The organism is Jiella sonneratiae (genome assembly GCF_017353515.1).
GTDB classification, from domain to species: domain Bacteria; phylum Pseudomonadota; class Alphaproteobacteria; order Rhizobiales; family Rhizobiaceae; genus Jiella; species Jiella sonneratiae.
Genome location: NZ_JAFMPY010000022.1, coordinates 1 through 25,559 on the forward strand (window position 1 = coordinate 1; position 25,559 = coordinate 25,559).

The 25,559-nt window shown below is 69.1% G+C and carries 25 protein-coding genes; 4 read left to right on the forward strand and 21 right to left on the reverse strand.

Annotation, left to right across the window (positions count from 1 at the left end; translation table 11 throughout):
- Positions 1–128, forward strand: a 128-nt coding sequence (locus J1C47_RS17680; RefSeq protein ID WP_446685272.1) for an EF-Tu C-terminal domain-related protein, incomplete at its 5' end; no start/stop codon positions are given.
- Positions 129–260: 132 nt separating this feature from the next.
- On the opposite strand, the gene tssH is transcribed toward J1C47_RS17680, so the two are convergent.
- The 12 genes from tssH to J1C47_RS17740 form a co-directional block, all read right to left on the reverse strand.
- Positions 261–2,999, reverse strand: a complete 2,739-nt coding sequence (gene tssH / locus J1C47_RS17685) for a type VI secretion system ATPase TssH (protein ID WP_207352114.1) — start codon at positions 2,997–2,999, stop codon at positions 261–263.
- Complete coding sequence (gene tssG / locus J1C47_RS17690; RefSeq protein WP_207352115.1) at positions 2,996–4,117, reverse strand: type VI secretion system baseplate subunit TssG; 1,122 nt, start codon at positions 4,115–4,117, stop codon at positions 2,996–2,998. Before tssG ends, tssH begins: the two co-directional genes overlap by 4 nt.
- Before the next feature lie 38 nt (positions 4,118–4,155).
- A complete protein-coding gene (gene tssF, locus J1C47_RS17695) occupies positions 4,156–6,102 on the reverse strand; it encodes a type VI secretion system baseplate subunit TssF (protein WP_207352116.1) in 1,947 nt (648 codons plus the stop codon).
- A gap of 8 nt (positions 6,103–6,110) precedes the next feature.
- A complete protein-coding gene (locus tag J1C47_RS17700; protein WP_207352117.1) occupies positions 6,111–6,707 on the reverse strand; it encodes a GPW/gp25 family protein in 597 nt (198 codons plus the stop codon).
- A gap of 110 nt (positions 6,708–6,817) precedes the next feature.
- Positions 6,818–7,306, reverse strand: a complete 489-nt coding sequence (locus J1C47_RS17705) for an Hcp family type VI secretion system effector (protein WP_207352118.1) — start codon at positions 7,304–7,306, stop codon at positions 6,818–6,820.
- A 131-nt stretch (positions 7,307–7,437) separates the two neighbouring features.
- Positions 7,438–8,982 carry a type VI secretion system contractile sheath large subunit gene (tssC, locus tag J1C47_RS17710; RefSeq protein WP_207352119.1) on the reverse strand — a complete coding sequence of 515 codons (1,545 nt, stop codon included), beginning with the start codon at positions 8,980–8,982 and terminating at the stop codon, positions 7,438–7,440.
- A 24-nt stretch (positions 8,983–9,006) separates the two neighbouring features.
- Complete coding sequence (tssB, locus tag J1C47_RS17715) at positions 9,007–9,585, reverse strand: type VI secretion system contractile sheath small subunit (RefSeq protein ID WP_207352120.1); 579 nt, start codon at positions 9,583–9,585, stop codon at positions 9,007–9,009.
- A gap of 107 nt (positions 9,586–9,692) precedes the next feature.
- Positions 9,693–11,042, reverse strand: coding sequence for a type VI secretion system protein TssA (locus J1C47_RS17720; protein ID WP_207352121.1), 1,350 nt, complete (start codon positions 11,040–11,042; stop codon positions 9,693–9,695).
- A 39-nt stretch (positions 11,043–11,081) separates the two neighbouring features.
- Entirely contained in the window at positions 11,082–11,648 is a 567-nt protein-coding gene (locus tag J1C47_RS17725; RefSeq protein ID WP_207352122.1) for an OmpA family protein, read from the reverse strand.
- A gap of 435 nt (positions 11,649–12,083) precedes the next feature.
- The gene (locus J1C47_RS17730) at positions 12,084–12,683 is read right to left on the reverse strand and encodes a glutathione S-transferase family protein (RefSeq protein WP_207352123.1); all 600 of its coding nucleotides are present in this window, start codon (positions 12,681–12,683) and stop codon (positions 12,084–12,086) included.
- 22 nt (positions 12,684–12,705) lie between these two features.
- On the reverse strand, positions 12,706–13,257 hold the full coding sequence (locus J1C47_RS17735) for a hypothetical protein (RefSeq protein ID WP_207352124.1): 552 nt from the start codon (positions 13,255–13,257) through the stop codon (positions 12,706–12,708).
- Positions 13,258–13,327: 70 nt separating this feature from the next.
- On the reverse strand, positions 13,328–14,173 hold the full coding sequence (locus J1C47_RS17740; protein ID WP_207352125.1) for a 23S rRNA (adenine(2030)-N(6))-methyltransferase RlmJ: 846 nt from the start codon (positions 14,171–14,173) through the stop codon (positions 13,328–13,330).
- A gap of 215 nt (positions 14,174–14,388) precedes the next feature.
- Here J1C47_RS17740 and J1C47_RS17745 point away from each other — a divergent pair, with 215 nt between their 5' ends.
- Complete coding sequence (locus tag J1C47_RS17745; RefSeq protein ID WP_207352126.1) at positions 14,389–15,495, forward strand: alkene reductase; 1,107 nt, start codon at positions 14,389–14,391, stop codon at positions 15,493–15,495.
- Positions 15,496–15,611: 116 nt separating this feature from the next.
- Here the strand turns inward: J1C47_RS17745 and cysG are convergent, their stop codons facing one another.
- The gene (cysG, locus tag J1C47_RS17750) at positions 15,612–17,102 is read right to left on the reverse strand and encodes a siroheme synthase CysG (RefSeq protein WP_207352212.1); all 1,491 of its coding nucleotides are present in this window, start codon (positions 17,100–17,102) and stop codon (positions 15,612–15,614) included.
- A gap of 284 nt (positions 17,103–17,386) precedes the next feature.
- Here cysG and J1C47_RS17755 point away from each other — a divergent pair, with 284 nt between their 5' ends.
- On the forward strand, positions 17,387–17,896 hold the full coding sequence (locus J1C47_RS17755; RefSeq protein ID WP_207352127.1) for an RNA pyrophosphohydrolase: 510 nt from the start codon (positions 17,387–17,389) through the stop codon (positions 17,894–17,896).
- Positions 17,897–18,044: 148 nt separating this feature from the next.
- Here the strand turns inward: J1C47_RS17755 and J1C47_RS17760 are convergent, their stop codons facing one another.
- On the reverse strand, positions 18,045–18,356 hold the full coding sequence (locus tag J1C47_RS17760; protein WP_207352128.1) for an ArsR/SmtB family transcription factor: 312 nt from the start codon (positions 18,354–18,356) through the stop codon (positions 18,045–18,047).
- An 87-nt stretch (positions 18,357–18,443) separates the two neighbouring features.
- Here J1C47_RS17760 and J1C47_RS17765 point away from each other — a divergent pair, with 87 nt between their 5' ends.
- Positions 18,444–19,202, forward strand: a complete 759-nt coding sequence (locus J1C47_RS17765) for an SDR family oxidoreductase (RefSeq protein WP_207352129.1) — start codon at positions 18,444–18,446, stop codon at positions 19,200–19,202.
- An 85-nt stretch (positions 19,203–19,287) separates the two neighbouring features.
- On the opposite strand, the gene J1C47_RS17770 is transcribed toward J1C47_RS17765, so the two are convergent.
- The 7 genes from J1C47_RS17770 to J1C47_RS17800 all read right to left on the reverse strand — a co-directional run bounded on the left by J1C47_RS17770 (position 19,288) and on the right by J1C47_RS17800 (position 25,072).
- Entirely contained in the window at positions 19,288–19,692 is a 405-nt protein-coding gene (locus J1C47_RS17770) for a F0F1 ATP synthase subunit epsilon (protein WP_207352130.1), read from the reverse strand.
- A complete protein-coding gene (locus J1C47_RS17775; RefSeq protein WP_207352131.1) occupies positions 19,682–19,885 on the reverse strand; it encodes an eL24 family ribosomal protein in 204 nt (67 codons plus the stop codon). The genes J1C47_RS17770 and J1C47_RS17775 overlap by 11 nt, the downstream gene beginning before the upstream one ends.
- Positions 19,885–21,324: a F0F1 ATP synthase subunit beta gene (gene atpD / locus J1C47_RS17780; protein ID WP_207352132.1), complete on the reverse strand. Its 1,440-nt coding sequence runs from the start codon at positions 21,322–21,324 to the stop codon at positions 19,885–19,887. The genes J1C47_RS17775 and atpD overlap by 1 nt, the downstream gene beginning before the upstream one ends.
- 26 nt (positions 21,325–21,350) lie before the next feature.
- Positions 21,351–22,235 carry a F0F1 ATP synthase subunit gamma gene (locus J1C47_RS17785; RefSeq protein ID WP_207352133.1) on the reverse strand — a complete coding sequence of 295 codons (885 nt, stop codon included), beginning with the start codon at positions 22,233–22,235 and terminating at the stop codon, positions 21,351–21,353.
- A 78-nt stretch (positions 22,236–22,313) separates the two neighbouring features.
- Complete coding sequence (gene atpA, locus J1C47_RS17790) at positions 22,314–23,843, reverse strand: F0F1 ATP synthase subunit alpha (protein ID WP_207352134.1); 1,530 nt, start codon at positions 23,841–23,843, stop codon at positions 22,314–22,316.
- Complete coding sequence (locus J1C47_RS17795) at positions 23,843–24,403, reverse strand: F0F1 ATP synthase subunit delta (RefSeq protein WP_207352135.1); 561 nt, start codon at positions 24,401–24,403, stop codon at positions 23,843–23,845. The genes atpA and J1C47_RS17795 overlap by 1 nt, the downstream gene beginning before the upstream one ends.
- Before the next feature lie 276 nt (positions 24,404–24,679).
- Positions 24,680–25,072, reverse strand: a complete 393-nt coding sequence (locus J1C47_RS17800; RefSeq protein WP_207352136.1) for an AGROH133_08824 family phage infection protein — start codon at positions 25,070–25,072, stop codon at positions 24,680–24,682.
- Positions 25,073–25,559: the final 487 nt, after the last annotated feature.

The window sequence follows — 25,559 nt, forward strand, 5'->3', positions numbered from 1 at the left end:
CGGGCGACAACGTGACGATGGACGTGACGCTGATCGTGCCGATCGCCATGGAGGAGCGCCTGCGCTTCGCCATCCGCGAAGGCGGCCGCACCGTCGGCGCCGGCATCGTCGCCGCGATCGTCGAGTAAAGACGATCGCCGGCGCGGATGCCGATCAGCGCCGATGGCAAGCAAGAATCGACGCGACGGGCCCTTCGGGGCCCGTTTCGCGTGGCGGCGCCGGGGGGGCAGATGGGCGGTGCCTGTTCGCTCCGCTCCGCATCATTCCACGGCGACGAGGAAGCCGCCGTCCTCGCCGAGCCGGACATGGGCGCTGCGGGCGGGCTCGCCGCTCACCATCCTGGCGAGGAACATCCGCGACAGGTCCGGCAGCAGCGTCTGGGTGACGATGCGGTCGATCGTCCGCCCGCCCGACTGCGGATCGCGGCAGCGCCGGACGATCTCCGCAACGACGGCGTCGTCGATCTGAAGCGTCGCGCGCTGGCTCTCCCTGACCCGCCCGACCACCCGGGCAAGCTGCAGCCGGACGATCCCCTCCAGCATCTCCGCCGAGAGCGGCCGGTAGGGCACCGGCACCATCCGGCCGATCAGCGCCGGCGGAAACACCGTCAACAGCTCCGGCCGCAGCATGGCGTCGAGCTCCTCGACGGCGACGGCCTCGGTGCCGTCGCCGGTCGCGCGCATGATCGCCGCGGTGCCGACATTCGAGGTCAGGATGATCAGCGTGTTGCGGAAATCGATCCGCCGGCCGTTGCCGTCCTCCATCCAGCCCTTGTCGAACACCTGGAAGAACAGCTCGTGGACGTCGGGATGCGCCTTCTCGACCTCGTCGAGAAGCACCACCGCATAGGGCCGGCGCCGCACCGCCTCGGTGAGGCGGCCGCCCTCGCCATAGCCGACATAGCCCGGCGGCGCGCCCTTCAGCGCCGAGACCGTGTGCGCTTCCTGGAATTCCGACATGTTGATGGTGACGAGGTTCTGCTCGCCGCCATAGAGCGTTTCGGCGAGCGCCAGCGCCGTCTCGGTCTTGCCGACGCCGGAGGGCCCGCAGAGCAGGAAGACGCCGACCGGCTTGCCGGGATCGTCGAGGCCGGCGCGGCTGGTCTCGATCCGCCGGGCGATGGTTTCGAGCGCGTGGTCCTGGCCGACGACGCGGCGCTTCAGGAGCCCGGCGAGCGTCAGGACCGTCTCGACCTCGTCGCGCATCATCCGCCCGACGGGAATGCCGGTCCAGTCGGAGACGACCGCGGCGACGGCGTCGGCATCGACATGGGCGTGGATCATCCGCGCGTCCGGGTCGATGGCGGCGAGGGCGGCCAGCGCCTCGGGCAGCGCCCCGGCGCCCGGGCCGCCGGTCTCTGCCGCGGCCTCGTCCGCCGCCGGCTGCGCGTCATCGGGGGTGCCGTCCGCCCCCTCCGATCGCAAGGCGGGGCTTTCGGTGTGCGGCCCGTCTTCGTCGACGGGCGGCGTGCAGGCGAGGATGGTCTCAATCACGGCCGCCTCGTGCCGGTGCGCCGCCTGAAGCGCGTCGAGCCGCGCGGTCTTCTCGGCGATCGAGGCGTCGATTTCCGCAAGACGCTCGCCGTCCGACGGCCGGAGGGCCGCCTCGCGCCGTCGTGCCCGGCCTTCGGTGCGGAGCGCCGCAATCGCGGCGTCGAGGTCGGCGATCGCCGCCGGGACCGTCGTCTGGCTGACCGCGACCCGCGCCGCCGCGGTGTCGAGCAGGCTGACGGCCTTGTCGGGCAGCTGGCGTGCCGGAATGTAGCGGGCCGAGAGCGAGACGGCGGCGGTCACCGCCTCGTCGAGGATCCGGACGCCGTGATGGCGCTCCATCGGCCGGGCGAGACCGCGCAGCATGAGCGTCGCGCGGCCGAGATCCGGCTCACCGATCTCGATCGGCTGGAACCTTCTGGTCAGCGCCGGATCGCTTTCGATATGGGCGCGGTATTCGGCGAAGGTGGTGGCGCCGATGGTGCGCAGCGTCCCCCGGGCGAGGGCGGGCTTCAGGAGATTGGCCGCGTCGCCGGTGCCCTTGGCGCCGCCGGCACCGACGAGGGTGTGGATCTCGTCGATGAACAGGATGATCGGCTCCGGGCTCGCCTGCACCGCGTCGACGACGGCTCTCAGGCGCTGCTCGAACTCGCCCTTCACCGAGGCGCCGGCCTGCATCAGCCCGATGTCGAGGGCGCAGAGCCTGACGCCGCGAAGCGAGGGCGGGACGTCGCCGCTCGCCAGCCGCTGGGCGAAGCCCTCGACGACGGCGGTCTTGCCGACGCCGGCATCGCCGGTGAGGAGCGGATTGTTCTGGCGCCGGCGCAGGAGCACGTCGACGATCTGGCGGATCTCGTGATCGCGGCCGACCACCGGGTCCATCCGCCCCCCGGCCGCCTCCGCGGTGAGGTCGGTGGCAAAGCGCGCCAGCGGCGATCCTGCCGCGCCATCCGCCGCGCGGTCTGCAGTTCCGGGGCCAGGCGCGGCGTCGGGACGGGGCAGCGACGCACCGTCGAGCGGTCCCTGCCGCTCTTCGGCGGAGCGTGCCCAGACGGCGCGGGCGGAATTTTCGACGCGTTCCGGATCAAGGCCCGCGAGGCTCTTCGAGGCGGCGGCGAGCGTCTTGCAGAGCTCCGCGTCGCGCAGCGCGCCGACGAGAATGTGGCCGCTGCGGATCGCCGCCGAACCGAAGAGCAGCGAGGCGTAGAGCCAGCCGCGGTCGAGGCTTTCGCCGAGCGGTTCGCCGATCGACGGCATTTCGGTGACGTTGCGCTTCGCCCGGCCGATCGTCTCGGCGAGTTCGGCGAGGACGACGTCCGCCCGGGCGCCGAAATGTTCGAGCGTCGCGGCGACGTCCGAGCCGTCCGCCGCGGCGAGCTGATAGAGGAAATGCGCGAGCTCGACGTGGCGGTTGCCGGCCTCCTTGGCCTGCCAGAACGCCTTTCGGAAGGCCTCGTGGGCGAGCGGCGTCAGCTTGCCGGTGAGGATCTCGTAGCTGATGTCGGTCATGACATGGCCTCTTCGGCTGACGCGGCGCCCGGCGGTGTCGGCTCTGGCGGGGCGGGCCCGCACGGAACCGGCCCGGACAGGGCGGGATTTGGCAGGGCGGGACCCGGCGGGCCGGGGACGAAGCGGGCGTCGAAGCGGCAGGCAGCCGCCGCCTCGCCGGGGTCCCTGTCGTCCGTCGCCCGGGGCTGGCCGATCCAGCCGGTCCAGCCGAGTTCTCCGGCCTTGCCGAGGCAGATCGGCGGGGCGAGATGCGCGGGAAGGCCGAGCCGGATCTCGGTCTCGACCCGGCGGCCGAGGGCGAGGAAGACGAGTTCGCCGAGAAGCCGTGCCCGGGCGCCGCGGGGAAGGAGCGCGCGATAGTCGGCGAGGCTCTTGGCGCGGATCTCGATCGCGATCTTGTCGGCGAGCGACAGGGCGCGCGACCCGAGCGCCGTATCCTCGCCGAGCCTCGAGCGGTTCACCCCGAGCGCCGTGCACTCGGCGGGTTCGAGCGTCAGCCTGAGCGGCACGCGCTCGACGATCCGCGCCCTGACGCCGAGGACGCCGGAAAGGATCTGCGACAGGACGGCCGGTCCCTTCACCCGCGCCGCTAGAAGGCCGGCATGGCCGGTTCGTGCCGCCGCGACCGGCCCCTGGCGGGTCCTTGCCGCCTCTTCCGAAAAGCCTGCGACGGCCCCGAGATAGCGGCAGAAGCGATCCGCCTCCGGCCGGTCGGCCTGGACGATCGCCCGGGCGTCGCCGAAGGCGCGGAAGAACAGCTGCAGGAAGCGGTTGGAGAAGATCTCGGTGAAGCGGAGGAAGGACTGGTCGCCCGCCTCCTGCCAGTCGATGGCGTCGAGGGTCGAAAGGAGCGGCAGGGCGCCCTGCGGCCCGAAATAGCCGAGGAAGCGGGTCGTGACGTGCAGCCGGCCGGCGCGGCGCGTGACGCCTGCGACGTTGCCGGACGGAAACGCCACGAAAGGCTCCTGGCCGAGCGTGACGCCGTCGTCGCGGGCGGCGCGGCTTTTGCCGATGCGGGGCCTTTCCGTTGCCCGGCGCTCGGCCTGCCTGAGCAGGACGAAGAGATCGATCGCCTGCGGATCCTCCGCGGCAAGCTTTCCCAGTTGCTCCCCGAGCATGACGGCCAGGAATGTGGGCGGCCCAACGAGCGGCGCGCTCACAGCACCGGCCCCGTGCCGGAGCGCGGCGGCCAGCGTTTGACGAGGCCGCGCGCCGGGGTCTCGATCACCGTTTCGGTGAAGGAGTTGACGCCGGAAAGATCGGCGAGAAAACGCTCCAGCACCGCGCCGAGCAGCATGACGCCCGCTCCCTCGAAGGCGGCGTCGTCGAGCGTGATCGTCACCTCGACGCCCCGTGCGCCGTAAAAGCCGTCGGGGCGCCGGAGCCGCCGTGTCACCGGCCGGCAGGCCAGCGCGAGGATGCCGCGCAGCCGCCGCTCCGTCGCGATGTCCGAAAGGTCTGAATAAAGAGACAGGACGGCGCGGAGCGCTTCGGCGCCGTCCTCCGGATCATGGCCGGCGAGGCCGGTATGGTTGAAGGAGAGAAAGCCGACCAGCCGCCAGAGGATCTCGCCGCGCTGCAGGTTTCCCGGAGGGTTCTTCCGGGCGACGACGGATTCCTGCGGCTCGCTCGGCCCGGCCACGGTTTCGAGTTCCAGTTCGCGGTTGCCGGGGAGGCGCATCCTGCCGCCGCCGGGAAGGCGGGCGAGTTCGCCGGCCAGATGCCGGTTGGAGCAGAGCGCCGTGACGGAGAGTTCGCGCGGTACGGCGTCATCGCCTTCCGCCACCGTCCCGCCGAGGCTGAGGAACAGATCGGTGCCGCGGTAGGCCGGGGCCGAACCGTGGCGGCGCTCGAGGTCGGTGGTGCGGCGGGGCAGGCGACGGGCGGTGTAGGTGAGGGCATTGCCATGACCGCCGCCCATCGCTGCGATGGCCGCGGCGGGAGCGTGCAGCGGCAGGACGGGCATGCCCTTGGCGCGGCCCGAAAAGATCGCCGTGACGCCGAGGATCCGGTGCGGCTCGTAGCCGAGGAGTGCGCTGCGATCGGGCACGACCTGATGCTCGTGACGGCCGGTGGTGAGGCGGATGCGGTCGCAACTCTTCTCGAACAGGTTGACGGCCGGCGCGGCGAAAAGTCGGAAGCTCTTCGCCGAAACCCGCGCGGCGAGCGAGGGAGCCGTGTCCGTGAATTCGAAGACGAGGTCGACCGCGTCGGCCCGCAGGCCGTCGAGCGCTGCGCGAAGGCCGGTCAGCCGGAAGCCGAGATACTTGTCCGGAAAAGCGAAGAATTCGCGCAGCAGCGCAAAGCCCGGCGCAACCCGGTCGTCCGGCGGAAACAGCGCCTCGGCCGGCGCAAAGCCGATCTGCCCGATAGCCGAGGCGGGCAGCCTGGCAGCGCGGGGATCGCGGTTCTCGTCGAGGTGGCGGACGGCGATCCCCGAGAGCCGGGCGAAGAGCTGTTCGTAGATCGCGTCCTGTTCGGCGCGTTGGCCGGCGAGGTGGACGACGAGGTCGTCGAGTTTCAGCTCGCCGATCGGGCGGCTCCTTCCCTCCGGGCCGCCGGCGGGCCCAAGCCGCTTCAGCGTGATCTTCAGTCCGGCGACGACGTCTGGCCCGGCGCCGACGCGCAGGGCCTGCATCGCCGCGGCCGAGGGCAGATATTCGGCGGCGGTGATCTCCACCGGAAAGAGCGCGATCGGGCTGGTCAGGCGGAACTGGCAGGCGACGCCGCTGGCGGCGTCGCGGTGGAGGCTCTCCACGATCGAGCCGGTGGGGACGAGGCGGGCCGCCGTGTCCGCGTCGCTCCCCGCCGACGGCTTGGCGGCGAGGAGGGCAAGCGAGGGCACCGGCTCCAGATGGCCGGGCAGGAGCTGGTCGAGGAATTCGGTGGTGAAGGTCGAGAACTCGGCATCGAGCTGCAGTTGCACCCGCGCGGCCATGAAGGCCGCGCCTTCGAGAAGTGCCTTGATTCCGGGGTCGACCATGTCGCGCTTCAGGCCACCCAACCGCTCGGCAACGCCGGGAAAGTCGGCGGCGAACTCCTCGGCGCGCTCGTAGAGGATCGCGAGTTCTTCCTCGAAGGCGGCAAGCAGCGCGTGATTCACGGCGGCGGTCAGGACGGGCCGGCGACGTCGATCTCGAGCTTGCCGGCGGCGACGTCGATTTCGGCGTGGAATTTGATGGGGATCGGCAGCGGCGCGAAGGCGAGATCGAGGGAAATCTCGAAGCGGAGTGACTGGCTCACCGCGTCGAAGCCGTGCCGATACGTCGCATCCTCGGCCGGCCCGATGGACAAGCTTCCCTCGACGATGCCGGGTTCGTGGCGTTCCAGGGCCCTGCTCAGGGCCGCGGGGAGATCGCCGAGGCCGTTCGGGTCGGCGATCATGCCGGTGACGTCCGGGCGGCCGTAGTTGAGGATCGAGGCGGCGACGCGCGGATGGGCGGACAGGTCGCAGGCCGCGGCGAGATCGATCGACGTCGAAAGTGCCTTCACCCGCTCTCTGAAGTCGTTCTCGATCGCCCTGCGTTTGCCGGCGCGGGCGGGGGCGCTCACCTCACGGACCTTGTCGACGGGCTCGTCACCCACTTCGTCCACGGGCTTGCGGAGGCTCTGCCGCCTTCGCAGTCGTTCCTCCTTCTCGCGATGCGGCCCGGAAAAGGCGAGCATCAGCGGTTCCTCGAAACGATCGGGAACGGGACGCGGCGGCATGGCTCGCTCCGGCTACAGGCGGGGGGAAAGTTCGGTCAGCCGTGCGGCCGACCGAAGCGGGAACACGTCGGAGATGCACGCCTTCGTGCCGGCATGCACCCGACCCGGCTTCACGATCCGACGTTGGCGGCGATGTCCCAGGTGGCTTCGGTCGCCGCGCCGGCGGTGCCCTGCTGGGTCTGCTCGGTGTAGGTGACGGTGAATTTGCGGAAGTTCAGCGTCACCGTTTCCTGCAGCCGGTCGAGCCCGTCGGCCGAGCCGCCCGTCGCATAGGAGGAGACGATGAGGTCGGTCATCTGCAGCTTGAAATATTCGACCGGCGCCTCGCCGCCGGCCTTGCGGATGGTCAGGAGCGCCTGGGGGATGTGCTTGCCGTTCGAGCAGAACTTCAGGATGTTGGTGGTCGCCTTGTCGCAGTATTTGGTGAAGGTGATGTCCTGGACGGCGACTTTGCCGGAACCGGCGCCGGGACCCATGTGGGTGGTGCCGCTCTGGGCGAGGCCCCAGCTCCAGGCGAGGATGTCGATCTCGGCCCGGTGCTTCTCGTCCTGGGCTTCGCCCTGGATGCCCTCGATCTTCAGAAAGATGTCGACTGCCATGTCGCCTCTCCAGTGATGGCCGGACGGATGTTCCGGCCGCAACGAACGTCATCTGCGATGGCGGCTCCCGGACTTTCGCGCGGCGGCAGGGGACGAAGCGCGCTGCCGCCGCGGCCGGCCCGGAGGCGGCGTCAGGCGGCCTCGCTCTTCGGCAGCTTCGAGACCAGGCTGAGGCCGATATCCATGCCTTCCAGCTGGAAGTGCGGGCGCAGGTGGAAGCGCGCGCCGTAATAGCCGGGGTTCTCCTCGTCGGGAAAAACCTCGACCTGCGCCGCCGCGAGCGGCCGCTTGGCCTTTGCCTCGTCCGACGAGTTCCGGGGGTCGCCGTCGACATACTGGTAGATCCAGGTCTGCAGCCAGTTCTGCAGCTTGTCGCGCTCCTTGTAGGTGCCGATGTGGTCGCGGACCATCTGCTTGAGGTAATGGGCGAAGCGCGAGACCGCGAACATGTAGGTCAGCCGCGAGGACAGGTTGTCGGAGGCCGTCGCCTCGGCGTCGTCGTAGGCCTTCGGGCGATAGAGCGACTGGGCGCCGATGAAGGCCGCCTTGTCGGTGTTCTTGCGGTGGATCAGCGGCAGCAGGCCGGCCTTCGACAGCTCCGCCTCGCGCCGGTCGGAGATTGCGATCTCGGTCGGGCATTTGAGGTCGATCATCTTGCCGGTGCCGGCGTCGGGATCGCTGGTCGAAAACGCGTGGGTCGGAAGGTCCGACACCTCGCCGCCGGAATTGACGCCGCGGATCTGCACCGTCCAGCCGTAGTCCTTGAAGGCGCGGTTGATGTTGGCCGCATAGGTGTAGGCGGCGTTCATCCAGGCGTATTTCTGCCCCGAATGGCCGTCGGTCTCCTCCTCGAAGCCGAATGCCTCGACCGGCACGGACTTCGCGCCATAGGGCTCGCGCGACAGGACGCGCGGCATGCAGAGGCCGAGATAGCGGGAGTTCTCCGAATCGCGCAGGCTCTTCCAGGCGGCGAAGTCCGGGGTGTCGAGAATGGTCGAGATGTCGCGCGGCTTCGACAGCTCGTTCCAGCTCTCCATGTCGAGCAGCGCCGGCCCGGCGGAGGCGACGAAGGGACAGTGCGAGGCGGCGGCGATCTTGCCGAGATGCCGCAGCAGCGCGATGTCGGTGGGCGACTTCTCGAAATAGTAGTCGCCGATGAGGGCGCCGTAGGGCTGGCCGCCCAGCTGGCCGAACTCGGCCTCGTAGATCTCCTTGAACAGCGGGCTCTGGTCCCAGCGTCCGCCGCGGTAGGTTTCGAGCTCGCGGTAGAGCTCGGTCTTGCCGACGTTCATCACCTTGAGCTTCAGATTGGCGTCGGTCTCGGAATGGGTGACGAGATATTCGAGGCCGCGCCACGCGCTCTCGATCTCCTGGAAGGTCGGGTGGTGGATGATGGCGTTGACCTGATCGGAGAGAACGGCGTCGATCCGCGTGATCATCGCGCCGAGGGTCTCGTAGACGTCGCTGCCGACGAGATCGGCATTTTCCAGCGCCTCGCCGATGAGCGTGTCGAAGGCCTTGTCGAGTTCGCTCGCCCGGGCCTCCGAGCGCGTCGGATTGATGCTCTGCTTGAGCAGTGCCGCGAAGGCGTCGGCCTCGCTCGCCTCGGCGGCGACCGCCTCGCGGCCGGTCACCTCGTGGTCGGCCTCGATGCCGGCAGATCGGATGTCACTCATCGGCAATTCTCCCCTCCCGCCCGCTCAGGCGTCGTTCCGGCCGCTGTCAGGCCCATCGACACCGTCCGCCGCCGCGCCGTCCGCTGCCTCAAGGCCGTCCGTCCGCTGCCGGCGGTTGTCGCGGATCGCCGCCATCAGGGCCGGATCGGCGAGGAGCTTCTGCATCAGGTCTTCCGCCTGGACCCGGCCGGTCATGTAGCTCCTGAGATTGGAGAGTTGCCGACGCGCCTCGAGCAGCCGCCGCAGCGGCGGAACCTTGGCGGCGACGGCGCTCGGGCTGAAATCGTCCATCGAAAGGAAGTCGAGCTCGACGGAGAGCCTGTCGCTGTCGTTCTCCTTCAGCTTGCTCTCGACGGCGAAGCGCACGCCCGGCTTCACCCGGCCGATGAATTCGTCGAAGCTGTCCATGTCGACCTGTTCGAGACGCCGCTCGCCGACCGGCGGCTTCTCCGCGCCGGGCGCATTGCCCGAAAGGTCGGCCATCACCCCCATGACGAAGGGAAGCTCCACCCGCCGGTTCGCATCGTGCGGGTCCTCGTAGGAGATCTGCACGCGGGGCGGCCGGTTGCGTTTGAGGTAGCGCTGGCCGGAGTCGGAGGGCATGGATCGCGTCTCCTAGGTGGTGCGATTTCGCGCAGCAAGCCAGAGTTGTTTAACAAAGTCAAACAAAACCTTTGCGAGAGTTTCTGCCCGCCGCGGCTGGCCGCTCATCACCGGTTTTCCTGCCGCAGCGACGGAAACAGCTGGGGAAGCAGCGCCAGAAAATCCCGGCCGACGAGGCTGCGGGCGCGGGCGAGCAGCAGCGGCACCGGGCTCGACGGTTCGCTCTTGTGGAAATACGCCTCGACGCTGGCGACCAGCGCAGTCGCCGCTTCGCGGGTCGACGCGGCGAAGGTGGTCTCCGCGGGCCGGGACGGCGGATCCTGCGACGATGCCGGGGACGCTCCGCAGGCGCCGGGCTGAAGCGCGGCCTCGCCGAGGCTGGCGAGCCGGCCGAGGTCGAGCGCGAAGCCGGCCGGCCCGCCGACGTCCAGCGAGGCGGAGACGGCGAGGTTCGGCGCCAGAACCTGCAACGCCTCGACCAGCGGCCGGCCGATCAGCGTGCGGGCCTGATGGATCAGGAGAAGGGCCGGCGAGGAGGGTTCGACGCCGGCGAAATAGGCCTCCGCCGCCACGAGGGCCTCTGCGGCCTGACGGTGGTCGGCGATCGGGACCGTCGCGATCGCCGCGGCCGGCCGGAGCGCCGGATCCGGTGCGGCAATCCGTTCGGGGGCGGCCGGGTCGGTGTCCGAAGCGGCGCCGGCGGAAGGGGCGCTGCCCCGCGCCTCGTCGATCAGCGCGAGGATCCGCGCGACCGTCGCGAGAAAGGTCTTCATCTGCGGGGCAGCGCCGGCTTCGCCGTTCTCCGCGAAGGCCGCCCGCACCGCCCCGAAGGCGTCACGGGTCGCGGCGAGGGCGCCTCGCGCCGCGTCGACGGCGGCGGCGTTCGCGGCATCGGCCAAAGCGGAGCGGATGGTCGCTTCGTCCGGTGTGCGCTCGCCTTCCGGTCCGGCGGCCTCGCCGGTGGCGACGAGGAAGTCGCGGAAGCGGATGGCCCCGGCCCGCCGATCGCGGAGGAGCGGCACGAACTGCAGCGGGATCGATCCGGAAACCGGCGGCTCGAAACTTTCGAACTCGCCGCGGCGCTGCGCGACGTCGCGCGGGTGGGCGCTTCCCCAGCGCGTCGCGAGAAGTTCGGCGGAAAGGCCGATCGCCCCGGCGAGGCCCGGCAGGTCGCCGGCGAGGAGGCGCAGCCGGGCGTCGATCAGGAGAAAGCGCAGATCCCGCGAACGTTCGAGCAGGCGCGCGAGGGTCTTCGCCTCCTCCGCCGGCCGGATGTCGCGCGGCTCGAAGGGCTGGCCGTCCTCGCGCATCAGACGGCCGCCCGCCATGCGGACGGGAAGGAGGCCCTCCAGCCGGTCGCGGAACGTCAGGAAGCCGGCGTCGTCCGCCGCGACCAGGTCGGGGCCGCAGGGCGCTTCGTCGGACAGCGGCTGCAGGATCAGGGTGCGATCGGCCATGGCTCAGCCCGAGGCGGCGTCGACGATGCCCGCCCGCCGCTACTGCACGCTGACGCGCATCTCGACCCGGCGGTTGACGGGATCGTAGGGATCGGAAACCCGCGGCACCCGCTCGCCGAGGCCGGCCGCCTCGATCTTGGCGGGATCGATGCCGAGTGCGAGGAGATAGGCCCGCACCGATTCGGCGCGCCGTCGCGACAGTTCCTCGTTGTACCAGTCGGTGCCGCGGGCGTCGGTGTGGCCCTCGACGACGAAGCGCATGGCGCTGAGCCGCCGGTCCGCCAGAGCCGCGGCCATCTCCCGCAGGTTGTCGCGCGCGGCAAGGCTCAGCGTCGCCGAATCGAGATCGAAGTTGATCAGCATGTCGAAACCCTTCGGCCGCGCCTTCGCCCGGCACTCGGATTCGAGGCCGACGCAGATGCCGCGGGTGTTGGCGAAGCGCATCGAGCGGGTCTTGCCGAGGGCGGGCCCGTCCCCGGCGGATTTGGCGAAGAAGTCGACGACCTCGCGGCGGTCATAGGCCGGATCGGCGGCCGCAGAACCCGCTGCTGCAAGGACGATCGCCGCGACCAGAAGGCTGGTTGCCCGGAGCCAACGGAACGTCATGACACCCCCTCCGTCGATGACGGAATTGCTCGGAAAGATTGCAGCAATCTAATTCGACGCAATCAAAGGTGTCAACGACGGCGACGCCTGCAACCGCGCGGTCGAGCCGCTGCGGCAGGCGTGATCCGGCCGGCTGCCGGGGATAGGAGAGGGGAAACGAGACGCTGCCGGGCAGTTCGACCGTCCCGGCGCTCTCGTCAGGCCTGGCGCGGCCCGAGTTCGGCGTAGGCCGGGAACGTCTCCCCCCTCCGTCGATGACGGAATTGCTCGGAAAGATTGCAGCAATCTAATTCGACGCAATCAAAGGTGTCAACGACGGCGACGCCTGCAACCGAGCGGTCGAGCCGCTGCGGCAGGCGTGGTCCGGCCGGCTGCCGGGGATAGCAGAGGGGAAACGAGACGCTGCCGGGCAGTTCGACCGGCCCGGCGCTCCCGTCAGGCCTGGCGCGGCCCGAGTTCGGCGTAGGCCGGGAACGTCTCGGCGAAGCTTTGCAGCCACGCCGCCAGAGCCGGGCGCTCGGCCTCGAGTTTGCCGGCGAAGCGGAAGGACATCCAGCCGAGCAGCCCGGCGACGGCGAAATGCGCCGTCGTCGGTCCCTCGGGAAGATCTTCGATCTGGCCCTCGAGCACTTCCAGCCCGCGGTCCGCCTTGCGCATCTGCTTGTCGACCCAGGGCTGGTGCCGCCTGTCGGCGGGCCTGTAGCGCTCCTCGTAGAGGACGAGGATCAGCGCGTCGCCGATCCCGTCGGCGGTCGCTTCCGCGAGCTTGACCTTCGTCCAGTCCTCGAGGGTCTGGGGCACCAGCTGGCCGCCGGTCAGCTTGTCGAAATAATCGCAGATCGTCCTTGAATCGTAGAGCGCCGTGCCGTCGTCGAGGACCACGGCCGGGATCTTGCCGAGCGGGTTGCTGGCGAGGAGATCGGCCGGCTCGGCCTTGGTGTCGGTGTCGACGCTCTCGAGTTCGAGGCCGCAATGGCTCGCGGCCATGCGGACCTTCGCCGCGAAGGGGGAGGCGGGCGAATAGAAGATGCGCATCGAGGCGATCCCGGCTGGAGGGTCAGTATTTCGAGACGTAGCCGGGGTAGGAACCCGTCGCCGCATCGGGCGGATAGCGGCGCAGCGACTGGCAGTTGGCGCCATAGACGTGCCACTCGTCGAGCCCGAGGACGCAGCCCTCGGCCTTCCACGCCTTCACCGGCGAGAACAGGCCGAGATAGTCGCCGGCGGCGGCGTATCCCATCGGATATTCGACGACGTAGTAGACCGTGCGCCACTTCTGGTCGGAGATCAGCGCCTTGGCCTGGCAGTAGCGTCGTTCGATCGGGTTCGGCGCCGGATAGGGATCGTCGAGGAGCTGCGGCTGGTAAGCCTTTTCGAACATGCCGCGGAATTCGAGGATCGACAGTTCGGCTTCGAGCATGCGCGGCGCGCCGTATTCGAACTGGTCCTCGACCTCGCCGAGAACCGCCGGATCGTCGCAGGCCGGAACCTTCGCGGGGATCGTCTCGGTGCGGTAGCTCTCCATGACGTCCGCGGCGCCGGCGGGTTGCGAGGCGAGGGCGGCGGAGGCGGCGCCAAGGGTCAGGACGATGGCCGAAAGCCGGTTCATGGTGGCAAACTCCCGCACAACCAGATCACTCTTCGCGGCGACGCTAGCACCATTCGCCATCGCTTTGATGTCACGATGCCTTGCCGGGCCATTCTTTGACGGTGGTTGTTGCCCTGTTGCCGCGCCCGAGGACAGGCGCGAGCAGCGACAGGATCGCTTCCGCCTCTTCTGCGAAGACATAGGGCGGGTTGACCACGGCGAGCCCGCTGCCGACGAGGGTTTCGGCCGGCGTCGGCGGCTCGCGCAGGAATTCGGCGACGACGAGATCGCCGGGTGCGAGCGCCCGCAGACGCTCCTTCAAGGCCTCCACCATGGCGGCGCGCTTGACCGGATACCAGACGGCGAAGACGCCGCCGCGCCAGCGCGCCAGAGCCTTTTCGAGGGCGTCGCCGATGTCGTCCACCTCGCCCGGCTTCTCGAAGGGCGGGTCGACGAGGACGAGGCCGCGTTTTTCCTTCGGCGGCACGTGGGCGCCGAGCGCCAGCCAGCCGTCGAGGGCGATCGCCTTGACGGCCGGGTCGCCGGCGAAGAGGGCTTTGAGCTGCGCGGCGTCCTCGGGATGGAGTTCGTAGGCCGACAGCCGGTCCTGCGGCCGCAGCAGCTGCCGGGCGATCAGCGGCGAGCCGGGATAGCGGCGCTCGGAGAACTCGGCTGCGACGATCGACCAGTAGTCGCGAAACAGCGGGTGTTCACGGATCCTTTCGCCGGCCGAAGCCAGCGCCGATATGCCCGCGGCGTGCTCCATCGTGCGCGTGGCGGCCTCGCCCGCCAGGTCGTAGAGACCCGGCCCGGCATGGGTGTCGTAGATGCGGATCGCGCCGTCCTTGCGCTGCAGGTAGCGCACCAGCCGGCAGAACAGCGCGTGCTTGACGACGTCGGCGAAATTGCCGGCATGGAAGGCGTGGCGGTAGTTCATGCGGCGGCCGGTCCGGGCGAGGCGGCAGGAAGCCGGCCCGGCCCGCGATGCCGGGTCCGCGCGACCGGCGCCCGCGACCGGTCCGATCGTCGCCTGGAAACGAACGCTACGTTCATGGCGCTGTTCGGCCTGTTGCGCTGCACCACATTGAGGCACCGACATTGAAGTTCCGCGGCGCCGCATGCCGGCCCGCCTCGCGAAGGACATCCGCTACCATGAAGCACGAGCATCTCCTACAGCCCTACGACCTCGGACCGATCGCGCTGAAGAACCGCATCGTCATGGCGCCGCTGACCCGCAGCCGCGCGACCAGCGACGGCGTGCCGAAGGACATCCACGTCGAATATTATCGCCAGCGCGCCTCGGCCGGGCTGATCGTCAGCGAGGCGACCAACATCTCGCCGGAGGGCCGCGGCTACGCCTGGACGCCGGGCATCTTCAACGACGAACAGGTCGCGGCCTGGAAGAAGGTGACGCAGGCCGTCCACGGCGAGGGCGGCAAGATCGTGCTGCAGCTCTGGCATGTCGGCCGCGTCTCGCATCCGGACCTGCAGCCGGGCGGCGCCCTGCCGGTCGCCCCCTCGGCGATCGCGCCCGCGATGAAGGCCTTCACCGAGGGCGGCATGAAGGACGCGGTGGCGCCGCGGGCGCTCGAAGCGAGCGAACTGCCGCGGGTCGTCGCCGACTACGCCAAGGCGACGGAGAACGCCAAGGCGGCCGGCTTCGACGGGGTCGAGATCCACTCGGCGAACGGCTATCTGCTCGACCAGTTCCTGCGCGACGGCGCCAACCGGCGTACCGACGAATTCGGCGGGTCGGTGGAAAATCGCCTCAAGTTCCCGCTGATGGTCGTCGACGCCGTGTCGAAGGTCTTCGGGCCGGAGCGGACCGGCATCCGCATCTCGCCGGTGTCGCCGGCGAACGACCTGAAGGACAGCGATCCGGCGTCGGTCTTCACGGCCTATGTCGAGGCGCTTTCGGCCCGCAAACTGGCCTATCTCCACGTCGTCGAGGGCGCGACCCGCGGCGACCGCGACCCGCACGCCTTCAAGGCCTGGTCGCTGCGCCGGCATTTCGACGGCACCTATATGGGCAACAACAACTATACGCCCGATCTCGCGGAGGAGCGGCTTGCGGCGGGCGACATCGATCTCGCCTGCTTCGGCCGGCCGTTCATCTCGAACCCCGACCTCGTCGAGCGCATCCGGCTCGGCGCGCCGCTCGCCGAGTGGGACGAGGCGACCTTCTACGGCGGCGCCGAAGCCGGCTACACCGATTACCCGGCGCTGACGGAAGAAGAGCGCCGGCGCTACGCCGCCTGAGCGGCCGGTCCCCGCGCGGCCGGTGCGATCCGGCTCGCGCGGGGTCTTTCATTCCTCGCATCGTGGAGCCAAACTGTCTCGATTGGCGGGAGGACGGGCAATGTCGCGTGACCGGCTCAAACGGCGAGCGCGGTCCGCCCGCCTTGTGCCCGATCGACCGCGTCCGCGTCCGAGGCTTCCGCCGCCTCGCCGAAGACGTTGCCGACGCCGATGAGGATCGGCCGGTCGAGGCCGATCGCCTCGACGATCGCGGCGAGATCGGCGAGGTGGCCGGCGGCCCGCGTCTCGTCCTCGCGCGAGAGGTTCGCCGCGACGGCGACGGGCGTTCGCTCCGACAGGCCCTCGGCGATCAGCCGCGCGGCGATGCGGCCCGCCATGCGGCCGCCCATGTAGAAGATCGTGGTGGCGTTGGGTTTTGCCAGTGCCGGCCAGTCGACGTCCTCCGGCAGGCCGCCCTTCTTGGAATGCCCGGTGACGAAGCGCAGTTCCTGGGCGTGGTCGCGATGGGTGAGCGAGACGTTGAAGGCGGCGGCGAGCGCCGAGGCGGCGGTGATGCCGGGGACGATCGCGACCGGGATGCCCTCGGCCTTCAGCTCCTTCAGCTCCTCGCCGGCGCGGCCGAACACCGAGACGTCGCCGGATTTCAGCCGCACGACCGACTTTCCGGCCTTGGCGAAGCGCACCATCAGGGCGTTGATGTCTTCCTGGCGGCAGCTCTCGCGGGCCGCCCGCTTGCCGACCAGCATCCGCTTGGCCTCGCGGCGCGCGAGTTCGAGGACGCCGTCCGAGACGAGGTCGTCGAACAGGATGACGTCGGCCGCCTGCAGGGCGCGCACCGCCTTCAAGGTCAGGAGTTCCGCCTCGCCGGGGCCGGCGCCGACCAGCGTCACCTTGCCGAGCCTCGCCCCGAGGGCCGGCTCCGGCGCCGCGGCGATCGCGTCGATCAGCCGGCTTGCGGCCGCCTCGTCGCCGGCTTCCGGCGCCCGGGTGAGGAAGGCGGCGTCGGTGAAGCGCTCCCAGAAGGTGCGGCGTTCCAGGCCCGGCGAGAGCTTCTCCATCGTCGCCTCGCGCAGCCTTGCGGCGAGCGCCGCCCAGCCGGCAAGGGCAGGCGGCAGCAGCGTCTCGATGCGCCGACGGATGGCCTGGCCGAGGATCGGCGCGGCACCGAAGGTCGAGATGCCGACGACGACCGGCGAGCGGTTGACGATCGAGCCGAAGGCGAAGTCGCAGAAGGCCGGCTTGTCGACGACGTTGACCGGGATCGACGCCGCCCGCGCCGCACAGGCGAAAGCCTCGCCCTCGGCCTCGGACTCCGTGTCGAGGACGGCGAGGGCGAATCGCGGGGCGGTGCCGGTGAACAGGTCGAGCGACCAGGGCCGGTCGTGATGGCGGATGCGGCCGGGTGCGGGCGAATCGCTCGTGCCGATTTCGGCGACGAGCGCCGCCATCTCGGCGTCGCGTTCGGCGGCGGGGGCATAGAGCTCCACCCGCGCGCCCGCGGCCGCCAGAACCTCGGCCTTCCACGCCGCGGCCGCCGACCCGCCGGCCATCAGGACATGCCGCCCCTTCAGCGCGAAGAACACCGGCAGGACGGCGAGGTCGCCCATCCGCTTGGGGCGGGCGGGGGTCGGCGTCCTGGCAGGCTGGGTCGGCGTCAGCGACATGGCGGCGGTCATCCTTCTCATCCCGCCAGCATAGATCGGAAGCGGCGGCGGCGACGAGGGTGCATTTTTCGCAATTGCGAAGGAAATGGCAAGTTTCTCCTCACATGCGCTCTCTGCATGCTTTGCGGGCGCCACCGCCATGCCGGCTTGCGCCGCGGCGAGGCGCCACGCTACAGCATCCGCGCGACCGCACCGGTCAGAGCCGAGCGAGGAGAGGCCCGTCCCCCATGCCCGTCGATCCCCAGACGCTGCCCTATCGTCCCTGCGTCGGCATCATGGTCCTCAACCCCGCCGGACTCGTCTGGGCCGGGCGGCGCTTGGTCGAGGAAAAGGGCGAAATGACCGGCGCCGAGAAGCTCTGGCAGATGCCGCAGGGCGGCATCGACGAGGGCGAGGACGCGCTCGAGGCGGCGCGGCGCGAGCTCTGGGAAGAGACCGGCATGAAGACCGTCTCCTATCTCGCCGAAACCCCCGGCTGGATCACCTACGACCTGCCGCCGCATCTCGTCGGCGTCGCCTTCAAGGGCCGCTATCGCGGCCAGAAGCAGCGCTGGTTCGCCTTCCGCTTCGAGGGCGAGGAGGCGGAGATCGCGATCGACCCGCCGCCCGGTGGCCATGACGCCGAATTCGACCGCTGGGCCTGGAAGACGATGGACGAGCTTCTGGAGGCCATCGTGCCGTTCAAGCGGGGCGTCTATGAGGAAGTGGTGAAGGCTTTCCGTCACCTTCAGAAGTGACGCCGCCGCGTCGCGCCGCCCGGCTTCCGCGCGGGTCCATCAGCGATTTCGCCCGAATGTGCCGCCGTCACCCCCCCTGGCCGCGACAAGGCGCCGGTCAGAGGCTTGCCGCGAAAGCACGCGGTCGATCGCCGGTGCGCGGCCGCGATCAGTCGGCAACCCGCAGAATATGATCGAGCAGGCCCGGGAAGCGCGAATCGAGGTCTTCGCGGCGCAGCGTGTTGATGTTTTCGACGCCGCGCTTGACCATGCGGATGACCCCGGCCTCCCGCAGCACCCGGAAGTGGTTCGACATGGTCGACTTGGCGAGGTCGGGGCAGGGCGCCGCCTGGCCGCAATTGATGCCGCAATCCGCCTGGTCGAGCCGTTTGACGATCGCGAGCCGCGTCGGCTCGCCGATCGCGGCGAGGACTGCGGTCAGGCTGATCGCCTCCGGTGCGGGATGAAAGAGTTCGGCCATGGCCCGTCCTAGCAGAGGAATTGACAGCCTCCAATAGTTCCATATATCCGTAATTCGGAATTAACGAACTAATGGAAAGGACGCGTCATGAGCGGACAGTTCGAGGGCAGGACCGTGGTGGTGACGGGCGGTTCCTCCGGCATCGGCCTTGCGGCGGCGAAGGCCTTCGCCGCGGCCGGCGCTCGGCGGATCTACATCACCGGACGGAGGCAAGCCGCGCTGGAGGCCGCGGCGGAAGAGATCGGGGCTTCGGCGCAGGCGGTACAGGCCGACGCCGGCGACGTCGCGGCGCTCGGCCGGCTCGAGAAGGCGATCACGGCGAACGGCGACCGGATCGACGTGCTCTTCGCCAATGCTGGCATCGCCGAGAAGAACCGCCTCGGCGAGACGAGCGAAGCGGATTTCGACCGGACCTTCGACGTCAACGTCAAGGGCGTGTTCTTCACCGTCCAGAGCCTGCTGCCCGTCCTCGCCGACGGTGCCGCCGTGGTGCTCAACGCCTCGATCGTCTCCGGGAAGGGGATGCCCGACCTCAGCCTCTACAGCGCCTCCAAGGCAGCCGTGCGGTCGCTGGCGCGCTCCTTCGCCAGCGATCTCAGGGCGCGGCGCATCCGCGTCAACGCCGTCAGCCCCGGGGTCACGAAGACGCCGATTCTCGAAACCGGCCTGAAGATGTCGGCCGAGGAATTCGAAGGATTTTCGCAATATGTCGCCGAGGCGGCGCCGGCCGGCCGGGTCGCCGATCCGATCGAGATCGCGGCCGCCGTGCTGTTTCTCGCGTCTCCGGCCGCGAGCTACGTCAATGGCGTCGAACTCGCCGTCGACGGCGGGCTGGCGCAGGTCTGAGCAGAGGCCGGCTCGGAAATGAAATCGGCCCGGAACCGTCGCCGGTTCCGGGCCGCATGAATTGGCCGGAAGTCGTCGCAGGCCATCAGCCGGCAAGGCCGGCCCGCGCTTCCTTCAACTGGTCGAGCCTGTGCTGGGCTCTGGCCTTCACCTCCGGATCGGCGGCGTCGGCGACGTCCTCCTCGGCATCCTTGATGCTCTGGTCGAGGGCGGCCATGTCGACCTTGTCCGCCGGCTCGGCATGTTCGGCAAGCAGCGTCAGGCCGTTCTCGTTGACGTCGGCGAAGCCGCCGCGCACGAAGATCCGTTCCTCGCCGCCGCCGTCCTTGGTCACCGTGACGATGCCCGGCTTGATGGTCGACATCACCGGCGCGTGCTTCGCCATCACGGTGAAGAAGCCTTCCGAGCCGGGGATCGAGACGGCGGTCACCGCCTCGGACATCAGGAGCTTTTCCGGCGAGACGAGTTCGAACTGGAAGCTATCGGCCATCGGTCTCTCGTTGCTTCGCGGCGGCTTCAAAATGCGCGATCGCCGCGGCGAACTTGTCGCGGCAGCCGGGATTGCAGAAGCCGACCACCGCGCCGTTGTACATCGTCAGGGAATCGTCCGCGATCGGCTTTCCCGACCACGGACAGGTCTCGTTGATCGCGTCCTCGATCAGAAGATCGCGATCGCCGCTCATCAGGCGGCTTCCTGCGCCAGCTTCTTGGCCTTCTCGACCGCCATGTCGATGGAGCCGACCATGTAGAAGGCGGCTTCCGGCAGGTGGTCGTATTCGCCGCCGACGAGGCCCTTGAACGAGCGGATCGTATCCTCGAGGGAGACGAGCTGGCCCGGTGTGTTGGTGAACACCTCGGCGACCGCGAAGGGCTGCGACAGGAAGCGCTCGATCTTGCGGGCGCGGGCGACGGTGAGCTTGTCCTCTTCCGACAGCTCGTCCATGCCGAGAATGGCAATGATGTCCTGCAGCGACTTGTACTTCTGCAGGATCTCCTGGACCCGCCGCGCGACCTCGTAATGCTCCTCGCCGACGATCAGCGGCGACAGGATGCGCGAGGTGGAATCGAGCGGATCGACGGCCGGGTAGATGCCCTTTTCCGAGATCGCGCGGTTGAGAACCGTCGTCGCGTCCAGATGGGCGAAGGTGGTCGCCGGCGCCGGGTCGGTCAGGTCGTCGGCCGGAACGTAGACGGCCTGGACCGAGGTGATCGAACCCTTGGTCGTGGTGGTGATGCGCTCCTGCATCGCGCCCATGTCGGTGGCGAGCGTCGGCTGGTAGCCCACCGCCGAGGGAATGCGGCCGAGCAGCGCCGACACTTCCGAACCCGCCTGGGTGAAGCGGAAGATGTTGTCTACGAAGAACAGGACGTCCTGGCCCTGGTCGCGGAAATGCTCGGCGATGGTGAGGCCGGTCAGCGCGACGCGGGCGCGGGCGCCGGGGGGCTCGTTCATCTGGCCGTAGACCAGCGCCGCCTTCGAGCCTTCGGCCGAGCCGTCATGTTCGTGCGGATCCTTGTTGACGCCCGACTCGATCATCTCGTGATAGAGGTCGTTGCCCTCGCGGGTGCGCTCGCCGACGCCGGCGAACACCGAGTAGCCGCCATGCGCCTTGGCGACGTTGTTGATCAGCTCCTGGATCAGCACCGTCTTGCCGACGCCGGCGCCGCCGAACAGGCCGATCTTGCCGCCGCGCGCATAGGGCGTCAGGAGGTCGATGACCTTGATGCCGGTGACCAGCACCTGGCTCTCCGGCGACTGCTCGATATAGGGCGGGGCCGGCTGGTGGATCGCGCGCTTCTCGTCGGAGTTGATCGGGCCGACCTCGTCGATCGGCTCGCCGATGACGTTCATGATGCGCCCGAGCGTCGCGTCGCCGACCGGCACGCGGATCGGCGAGCCGGTGTCGACCACCTCCTGGCCGCGGACGAGACCTTCGGTCAGGTCCATGGCGATGGTGCGCACGGTGTTCTCGCCGAGATGCTGCGCCACCTCGAGCACCAGGCGCATGCCGTTGTTGTCGCATTCGAGCGCGTTCAGGATCGGCGGCAGATTATCGTCGAACTCCACGTCGACGACGGCGCCGATGACCTGGTGGACGCGGCCGGTGTTCTTGTCAGCCATGGCGTGGCCTCCTCTTCATTTTCGTGTCAGAGCGCCTCGGCGCCCGAAATGATTTCGACCAGTTCCGTCGTGATCTGCGCCTGGCGCTGGCGGTTGTAGGAGATCGACAGGCGGTCGATCATGTCGCCGGCGTTGCGGGTCGCATTGTCCATGGCGGTCATCCGCGCGCCCTGTTCGGACGCGGCGTTCTCCAGCATGGCGTGCAGGATCTGCACCTTGATGTTGCGCGGGATCAGGGCGTCGAGGATCGCCGCCGGGTCCGGCTCGTATTCGTAGACCGCGGCGGCGCCGTTTCCGCCCGCGCCGGCCTCTGCTTCCTCCGACAGGTCGGCGGGAATGATCTGCTGGGCCGTCGGCACCTGGCTGATGACGTTCTGGAACTCCGAATAGAAGATCGTGCAGACGTCGAATTCGCCCTTGCCGAACAGTTCCATGATCTTCTCGCCCAGCATGTCGGCCTGTTCGAAGCCGACCTGCTTCACCTCCCGGAAGTCGACGCGGTCGACGATCTTGCCGGAGAGGTCGCGGCGCATCATGTCCCAGGCCTTCTTGCCGACGGCCAGGAACTTGACGGTCTTGCCGTCGGCCTCGAGCTGGCGCTGGCGCTGGCGCGCCAGCTTGACGATCGAGGCGTTGAACGCGCCGGCGAGGCCGCGCTCGGCGGTGAACACCACCAGAAGGTGGGTGTCGCTCTTGCCGGTGCCGACCATCAGCGGCGGGCCGTCGCCCTCGACGGCGCCGGCGATGTTGGCCAAAACGGCCGCCATGCGGTCGGCATAGGGCCTTGCCGCGGCCGCCGCTTCCTCGGCCCGACGCAGTTTCGCCGCCGCGACCATCTGCATGGCCTTGGTGATCTTCTGCGTGGACTTGACCGACGTGATGCGGTTTCGAAGGTCCTTCAGTGATGCCATGGTCTGGCGCAGTCTCCCGCTGGATCGGCCTCCCCCGGCGAAATCTGCCGGGCGAGGTCGCGAGCCGAATTGTTCAGATCAGGCGAAGCTCTTGGCGAAGGAATCGATCGCCGCCTTCAGCTTCCCGCGGATGTCGTCCGTGAGAGCCTTTTCCTTGGCGATCTGGTCGAGCACCTCCTTGTGCTCGGTCCGCATGGCGGTGAGCAGGCCGTCCTCGAAGTCGCCGACCTGGTCGACCCGCAGCTTGTCGAGATAGCCCTGGGTGCCGGCGAAGATCACCGTCACCTGCTCCTCGGTCTTGAGCGGCGAGAACTGCGGCTGCTTGAGCAGCTCGGTGAGCCGCGCGCCGCGGTTGAGCAGCCGCTGCGTCGCCGCGTCGAGGTCGGAGCCGAACTGCGCGAAGGCGGCCATCTCGCGATACTGGGCGAGCTCGCCCTTGATCGAGCCGGCGACCTGCTTCATCGCCTTGATCTGCGCCGAGGAGCCGACGCGCGACACCGACAGGCCGACGTTCACCGCCGGGCGGATGCCCTGGTAGAACAGGGTGGTCTCGAGGAAGATCTGGCCGTCGGTGATCGAGATCACGTTGGTCGGGATGTAGGCCGAGACGTCGCCCGCCTGGGTCTCGATGACCGGCAGGGCGGTCAGCGAGCCGGCGCCGTGGGCGTCGCTCATCTTCGCGGCGCGCTCGAGCAGCCGCGAATGCAGATAGAAGACGTCGCCCGGATAGGCCTCGCGGCCCGGCGGGCGGCGCAGCAGCAGCGACATCTGGCGGTAGGAGACGGCCTGCTTCGACAGGTCGTCGTAGCCGATCACGGCGTGCATGCCGTTGTCGCGGAAATATTCGCCCATGGCGCAGCCGGCGAAGGGCGCGATGAACTGCATCGGCGCCGGATCCGAGGCGGTCGCCGCGATGACGATCGAATACTGCATCGCGCCGCGCTCCTCGAGGGTGCGGACGAACTGCGCGACGGTCGAACGCTTCTGGCCGACGGCGACGTAGATGCAGTAGAGCTTGTCGGTCTCGCGGTTCTCGTCGTGAGCCGGCTTCTGGTTGAGGAAGGTGTCCAGAAGGATCGCGGTCTTGCCGGTCTGGCGGTCGCCGATGACCAGCTCGCGCTGGCCGCGGCCGATCGGGATCAGCGCGTCGATCGCCTTGAGGCCGGTCGACATCGGCTCATGCACCGACTTGCGCGGGATGATGCCCGGTGCTTTGACGTCGACGCGGCGGCGTTCCGCCGCATCGATCGGGCCCTTGCCGTCGATCGGATTGCCGAGACCGTCGACGACGCGGCCGAGCAGGCCCTTGCCGACCGGCACTTCGACGATCGCGCCGGTGCGCTTGACCGTGTCGCCTTCCTTGATCTCGCGGTCGGAGCCGAAGATCACGACGCCGACATTGTCGGCCTCGAGGTTCAGCGCCATGCCCTGGATGCCGCCGGGGAACTCGACCATCTCGCCGGCCTGGCAGTTGTCGAGACCGTAGATGCGGGCGATGCCGTCGCCGACCGACAGAACCTGGCCGACTTCGGAGACTTCCGCCTCGTTGCCGAAGTTCTTGATCTGGTTCTTCAGGATCGCGGAGATTTCCGCAGCGCGGATGTCCATCAGCCGACCTCTTTCAGTGCAAGCTTGAGCGAATTGAGTTTGGAGCGGAGCGAGGTGTCGATCTGCCGCGAGCCGATCTTGACGATCAAGCCGCCGAGGATGGCCGGGTCGACCTTCTCGCGCATCGTCACGGATTTGCCGGCATAGCTGCCGACCGCCTCGGCGAGCGCCCGGCGCTGGCCGTCGTCGAGCGGGTGGGCGCTCGTCACCTCGACCTCGACCTCGCCGCGATGCTCGGCGGCGAGCTGGCGGAACCGGCGGATCATGCCGGGCAGGACGAACAGCCGGCGGTTGGCCGCGACGACCTTGAGGAAGTTGCCGGTGAGCTGGCTCGGCCGGGTTTCGGCGACGATCGCCTCGATGGCGCGCAGCTGCGCGTCGGACGAGAAGGCCGGACTCTCGACCAGCCGGCGGAAGTCGGCGCTCTCGTCGATCAGCCGGCCGAAGGAGACCAGTTCGGATTCGACCGTCTCGATCGCGTTGTCGTCGCGTGCGAGTTCAAACAGGGACTGGGCGTAGCGGTCTGCGACCCCCGAAACGGGAGAGGATGATTGTGCCACGGACGACCGTTTCTCTTTCGCTTTCCTTCAGGATCCGATGTGCGAGACCTTTTTCGTCACTCGCCGCAAGGCCCTGAAACCGTTGGTTGGATGCCAAGCGGACTGCCAACCTAGCGCCGGCCCTCCCCCTTGAGACTGGGTCCGTCTAGCATAGGGATTTCACCGCGACAACACGCTTGCCTCAGGCAATTCGCAGGCTTTCGCGGGTTATTCACGCAGGCTTTCGAAGAGGTGCCGCGCATATCCGCGCGGACGACGCCGGCGCCGAAGATCAGTTCAGGATGAAACGAAGCCGAAGGCCGGCGCGAGAGCGGCCGCGGCGAGGACGAGTTCGACGAGAAGATAGAAGATCCCGCGAAAGCTCGCCCCGTCGGTAAGAAGCGAGACGAGCCGCCCGAAGGCCGAGAACAGCCATCCCGCTCCGACGGCGAGTTCGACGAAGGGCTGGTCGTAGAGCGCCGCCCCGACGAGACCGACGCCGAGCCAGAAGCCGGCGAGCGAGGCCCGCGCCCCGGCCAGCGCGTCGATGCTGCCGGCGCTCGGCGCGAGGCCGATCGCCGAGAGCACGAGGCGCGGCGCGAACAGCGCGCCGAGGCCGAGCAGGGCGGCGACGACGGCCGCGGCGAAGGGCAGCCAGCCGGCCGGGTTCGTGGGAAGGGCGAAATCCATGAGGTCTCTCCGTCGTCTCGCCGGACCGAAGCCGCCCGGCCTCGTGGTTCGATTCCGACATTTGCGTCCGGCTTGTACCGGTCTCGCGGCAAATGTCGGAATCAAAGAACCACTCGTGAACTTATTGTTTCTAGTGGAGCTTTCGAATTCGACATTTGATGCGAGGTCGACGTCGCATGGGACTCAAATGTCGAATTCGCTCCACTAGCCGCTGCAGACACCGGCAGGGGCCGCGAGGTCAAGCCATGGCGGCGCCACGCGTCGCGCCATGCCCCGGGGCGGGCGGCTCTGCGGCTTCCATGTTCGAGGGGCGACGCCGTGCGGCAGGCTCGCCTCAGGTGTCGCATCGGGGTGCTCATGCCGCTCCTGTCGCCCTGCCGCGGGCGGTGCGGGCGCGCGGCGACGGCGATTCGGCGCAAGGCGAATGCGGAGGGCAATTGTGATGGCGACGATTTCGGGTATGTCTCGTCGCGTCCGGGGTGTTTGT

Bases quoted from the DNA above. Each gene is read 5' to 3' on its own strand.
- tssH (WP_207352114.1), bottom strand. From the start codon at position 2,999: ATGACCGACATCAGCTACGAGATCCTCACCGGCAAGCTGACGCCGCTC.
- tssG (WP_207352115.1), bottom strand. From the start codon at position 4,117: ATGCTCGGGGAGCAACTGGGAAAGCTTGCCGCGGAGGATCCGCAGGCG.
- J1C47_RS17700 (WP_207352117.1), bottom strand. From the start codon at position 6,707: ATGCCGCCGCGTCCCGTTCCCGATCGTTTCGAGGAACCGCTGATGCTC.
- J1C47_RS17705 (WP_207352118.1), bottom strand. From the start codon at position 7,306: ATGGCAGTCGACATCTTTCTGAAGATCGAGGGCATCCAGGGCGAAGCC.
- tssC (WP_207352119.1), bottom strand. From the start codon at position 8,982: ATGAGTGACATCCGATCTGCCGGCATCGAGGCCGACCACGAGGTGACC.
- tssB (WP_207352120.1), bottom strand. From the start codon at position 9,585: ATGCCCTCCGACTCCGGCCAGCGCTACCTCAAACGCAACCGGCCGCCC.
- J1C47_RS17720 (WP_207352121.1), bottom strand. From the start codon at position 11,042: ATGGCCGATCGCACCCTGATCCTGCAGCCGCTGTCCGACGAAGCGCCC.
- J1C47_RS17725 (WP_207352122.1), bottom strand. From the start codon at position 11,648: ATGACGTTCCGTTGGCTCCGGGCAACCAGCCTTCTGGTCGCGGCGATC.
- J1C47_RS17730 (WP_207352123.1), bottom strand. From the start codon at position 12,683: ATGCGCATCTTCTATTCGCCCGCCTCCCCCTTCGCGGCGAAGGTCCGC.
- J1C47_RS17735 (WP_207352124.1), bottom strand. From the start codon at position 13,257: ATGAACCGGCTTTCGGCCATCGTCCTGACCCTTGGCGCCGCCTCCGCC.
- J1C47_RS17740 (WP_207352125.1), bottom strand. From the start codon at position 14,173: ATGAACTACCGCCACGCCTTCCATGCCGGCAATTTCGCCGACGTCGTC.
- J1C47_RS17745 (WP_207352126.1), top strand. From the start codon at position 14,389: ATGAAGCACGAGCATCTCCTACAGCCCTACGACCTCGGACCGATCGCG.
- cysG (WP_207352212.1), bottom strand. From the start codon at position 17,102: ATGGGCGACCTCGCCGTCCTGCCGGTGTTCTTCGCGCTGAAGGGGCGG.
- J1C47_RS17755 (WP_207352127.1), top strand. From the start codon at position 17,387: ATGCCCGTCGATCCCCAGACGCTGCCCTATCGTCCCTGCGTCGGCATC.
- J1C47_RS17760 (WP_207352128.1), bottom strand. From the start codon at position 18,356: ATGGCCGAACTCTTTCATCCCGCACCGGAGGCGATCAGCCTGACCGCA.
- J1C47_RS17765 (WP_207352129.1), top strand. From the start codon at position 18,444: ATGAGCGGACAGTTCGAGGGCAGGACCGTGGTGGTGACGGGCGGTTCC.
- J1C47_RS17770 (WP_207352130.1), bottom strand. From the start codon at position 19,692: ATGGCCGATAGCTTCCAGTTCGAACTCGTCTCGCCGGAAAAGCTCCTG.
- J1C47_RS17775 (WP_207352131.1), bottom strand. From the start codon at position 19,885: ATGAGCGGCGATCGCGATCTTCTGATCGAGGACGCGATCAACGAGACC.
- atpD (WP_207352132.1), bottom strand. From the start codon at position 21,324: ATGGCTGACAAGAACACCGGCCGCGTCCACCAGGTCATCGGCGCCGTC.
- J1C47_RS17785 (WP_207352133.1), bottom strand. From the start codon at position 22,235: ATGGCATCACTGAAGGACCTTCGAAACCGCATCACGTCGGTCAAGTCC.
- atpA (WP_207352134.1), bottom strand. From the start codon at position 23,843: ATGGACATCCGCGCTGCGGAAATCTCCGCGATCCTGAAGAACCAGATC.
- J1C47_RS17800 (WP_207352136.1), bottom strand. From the start codon at position 25,072: ATGGATTTCGCCCTTCCCACGAACCCGGCCGGCTGGCTGCCCTTCGCC.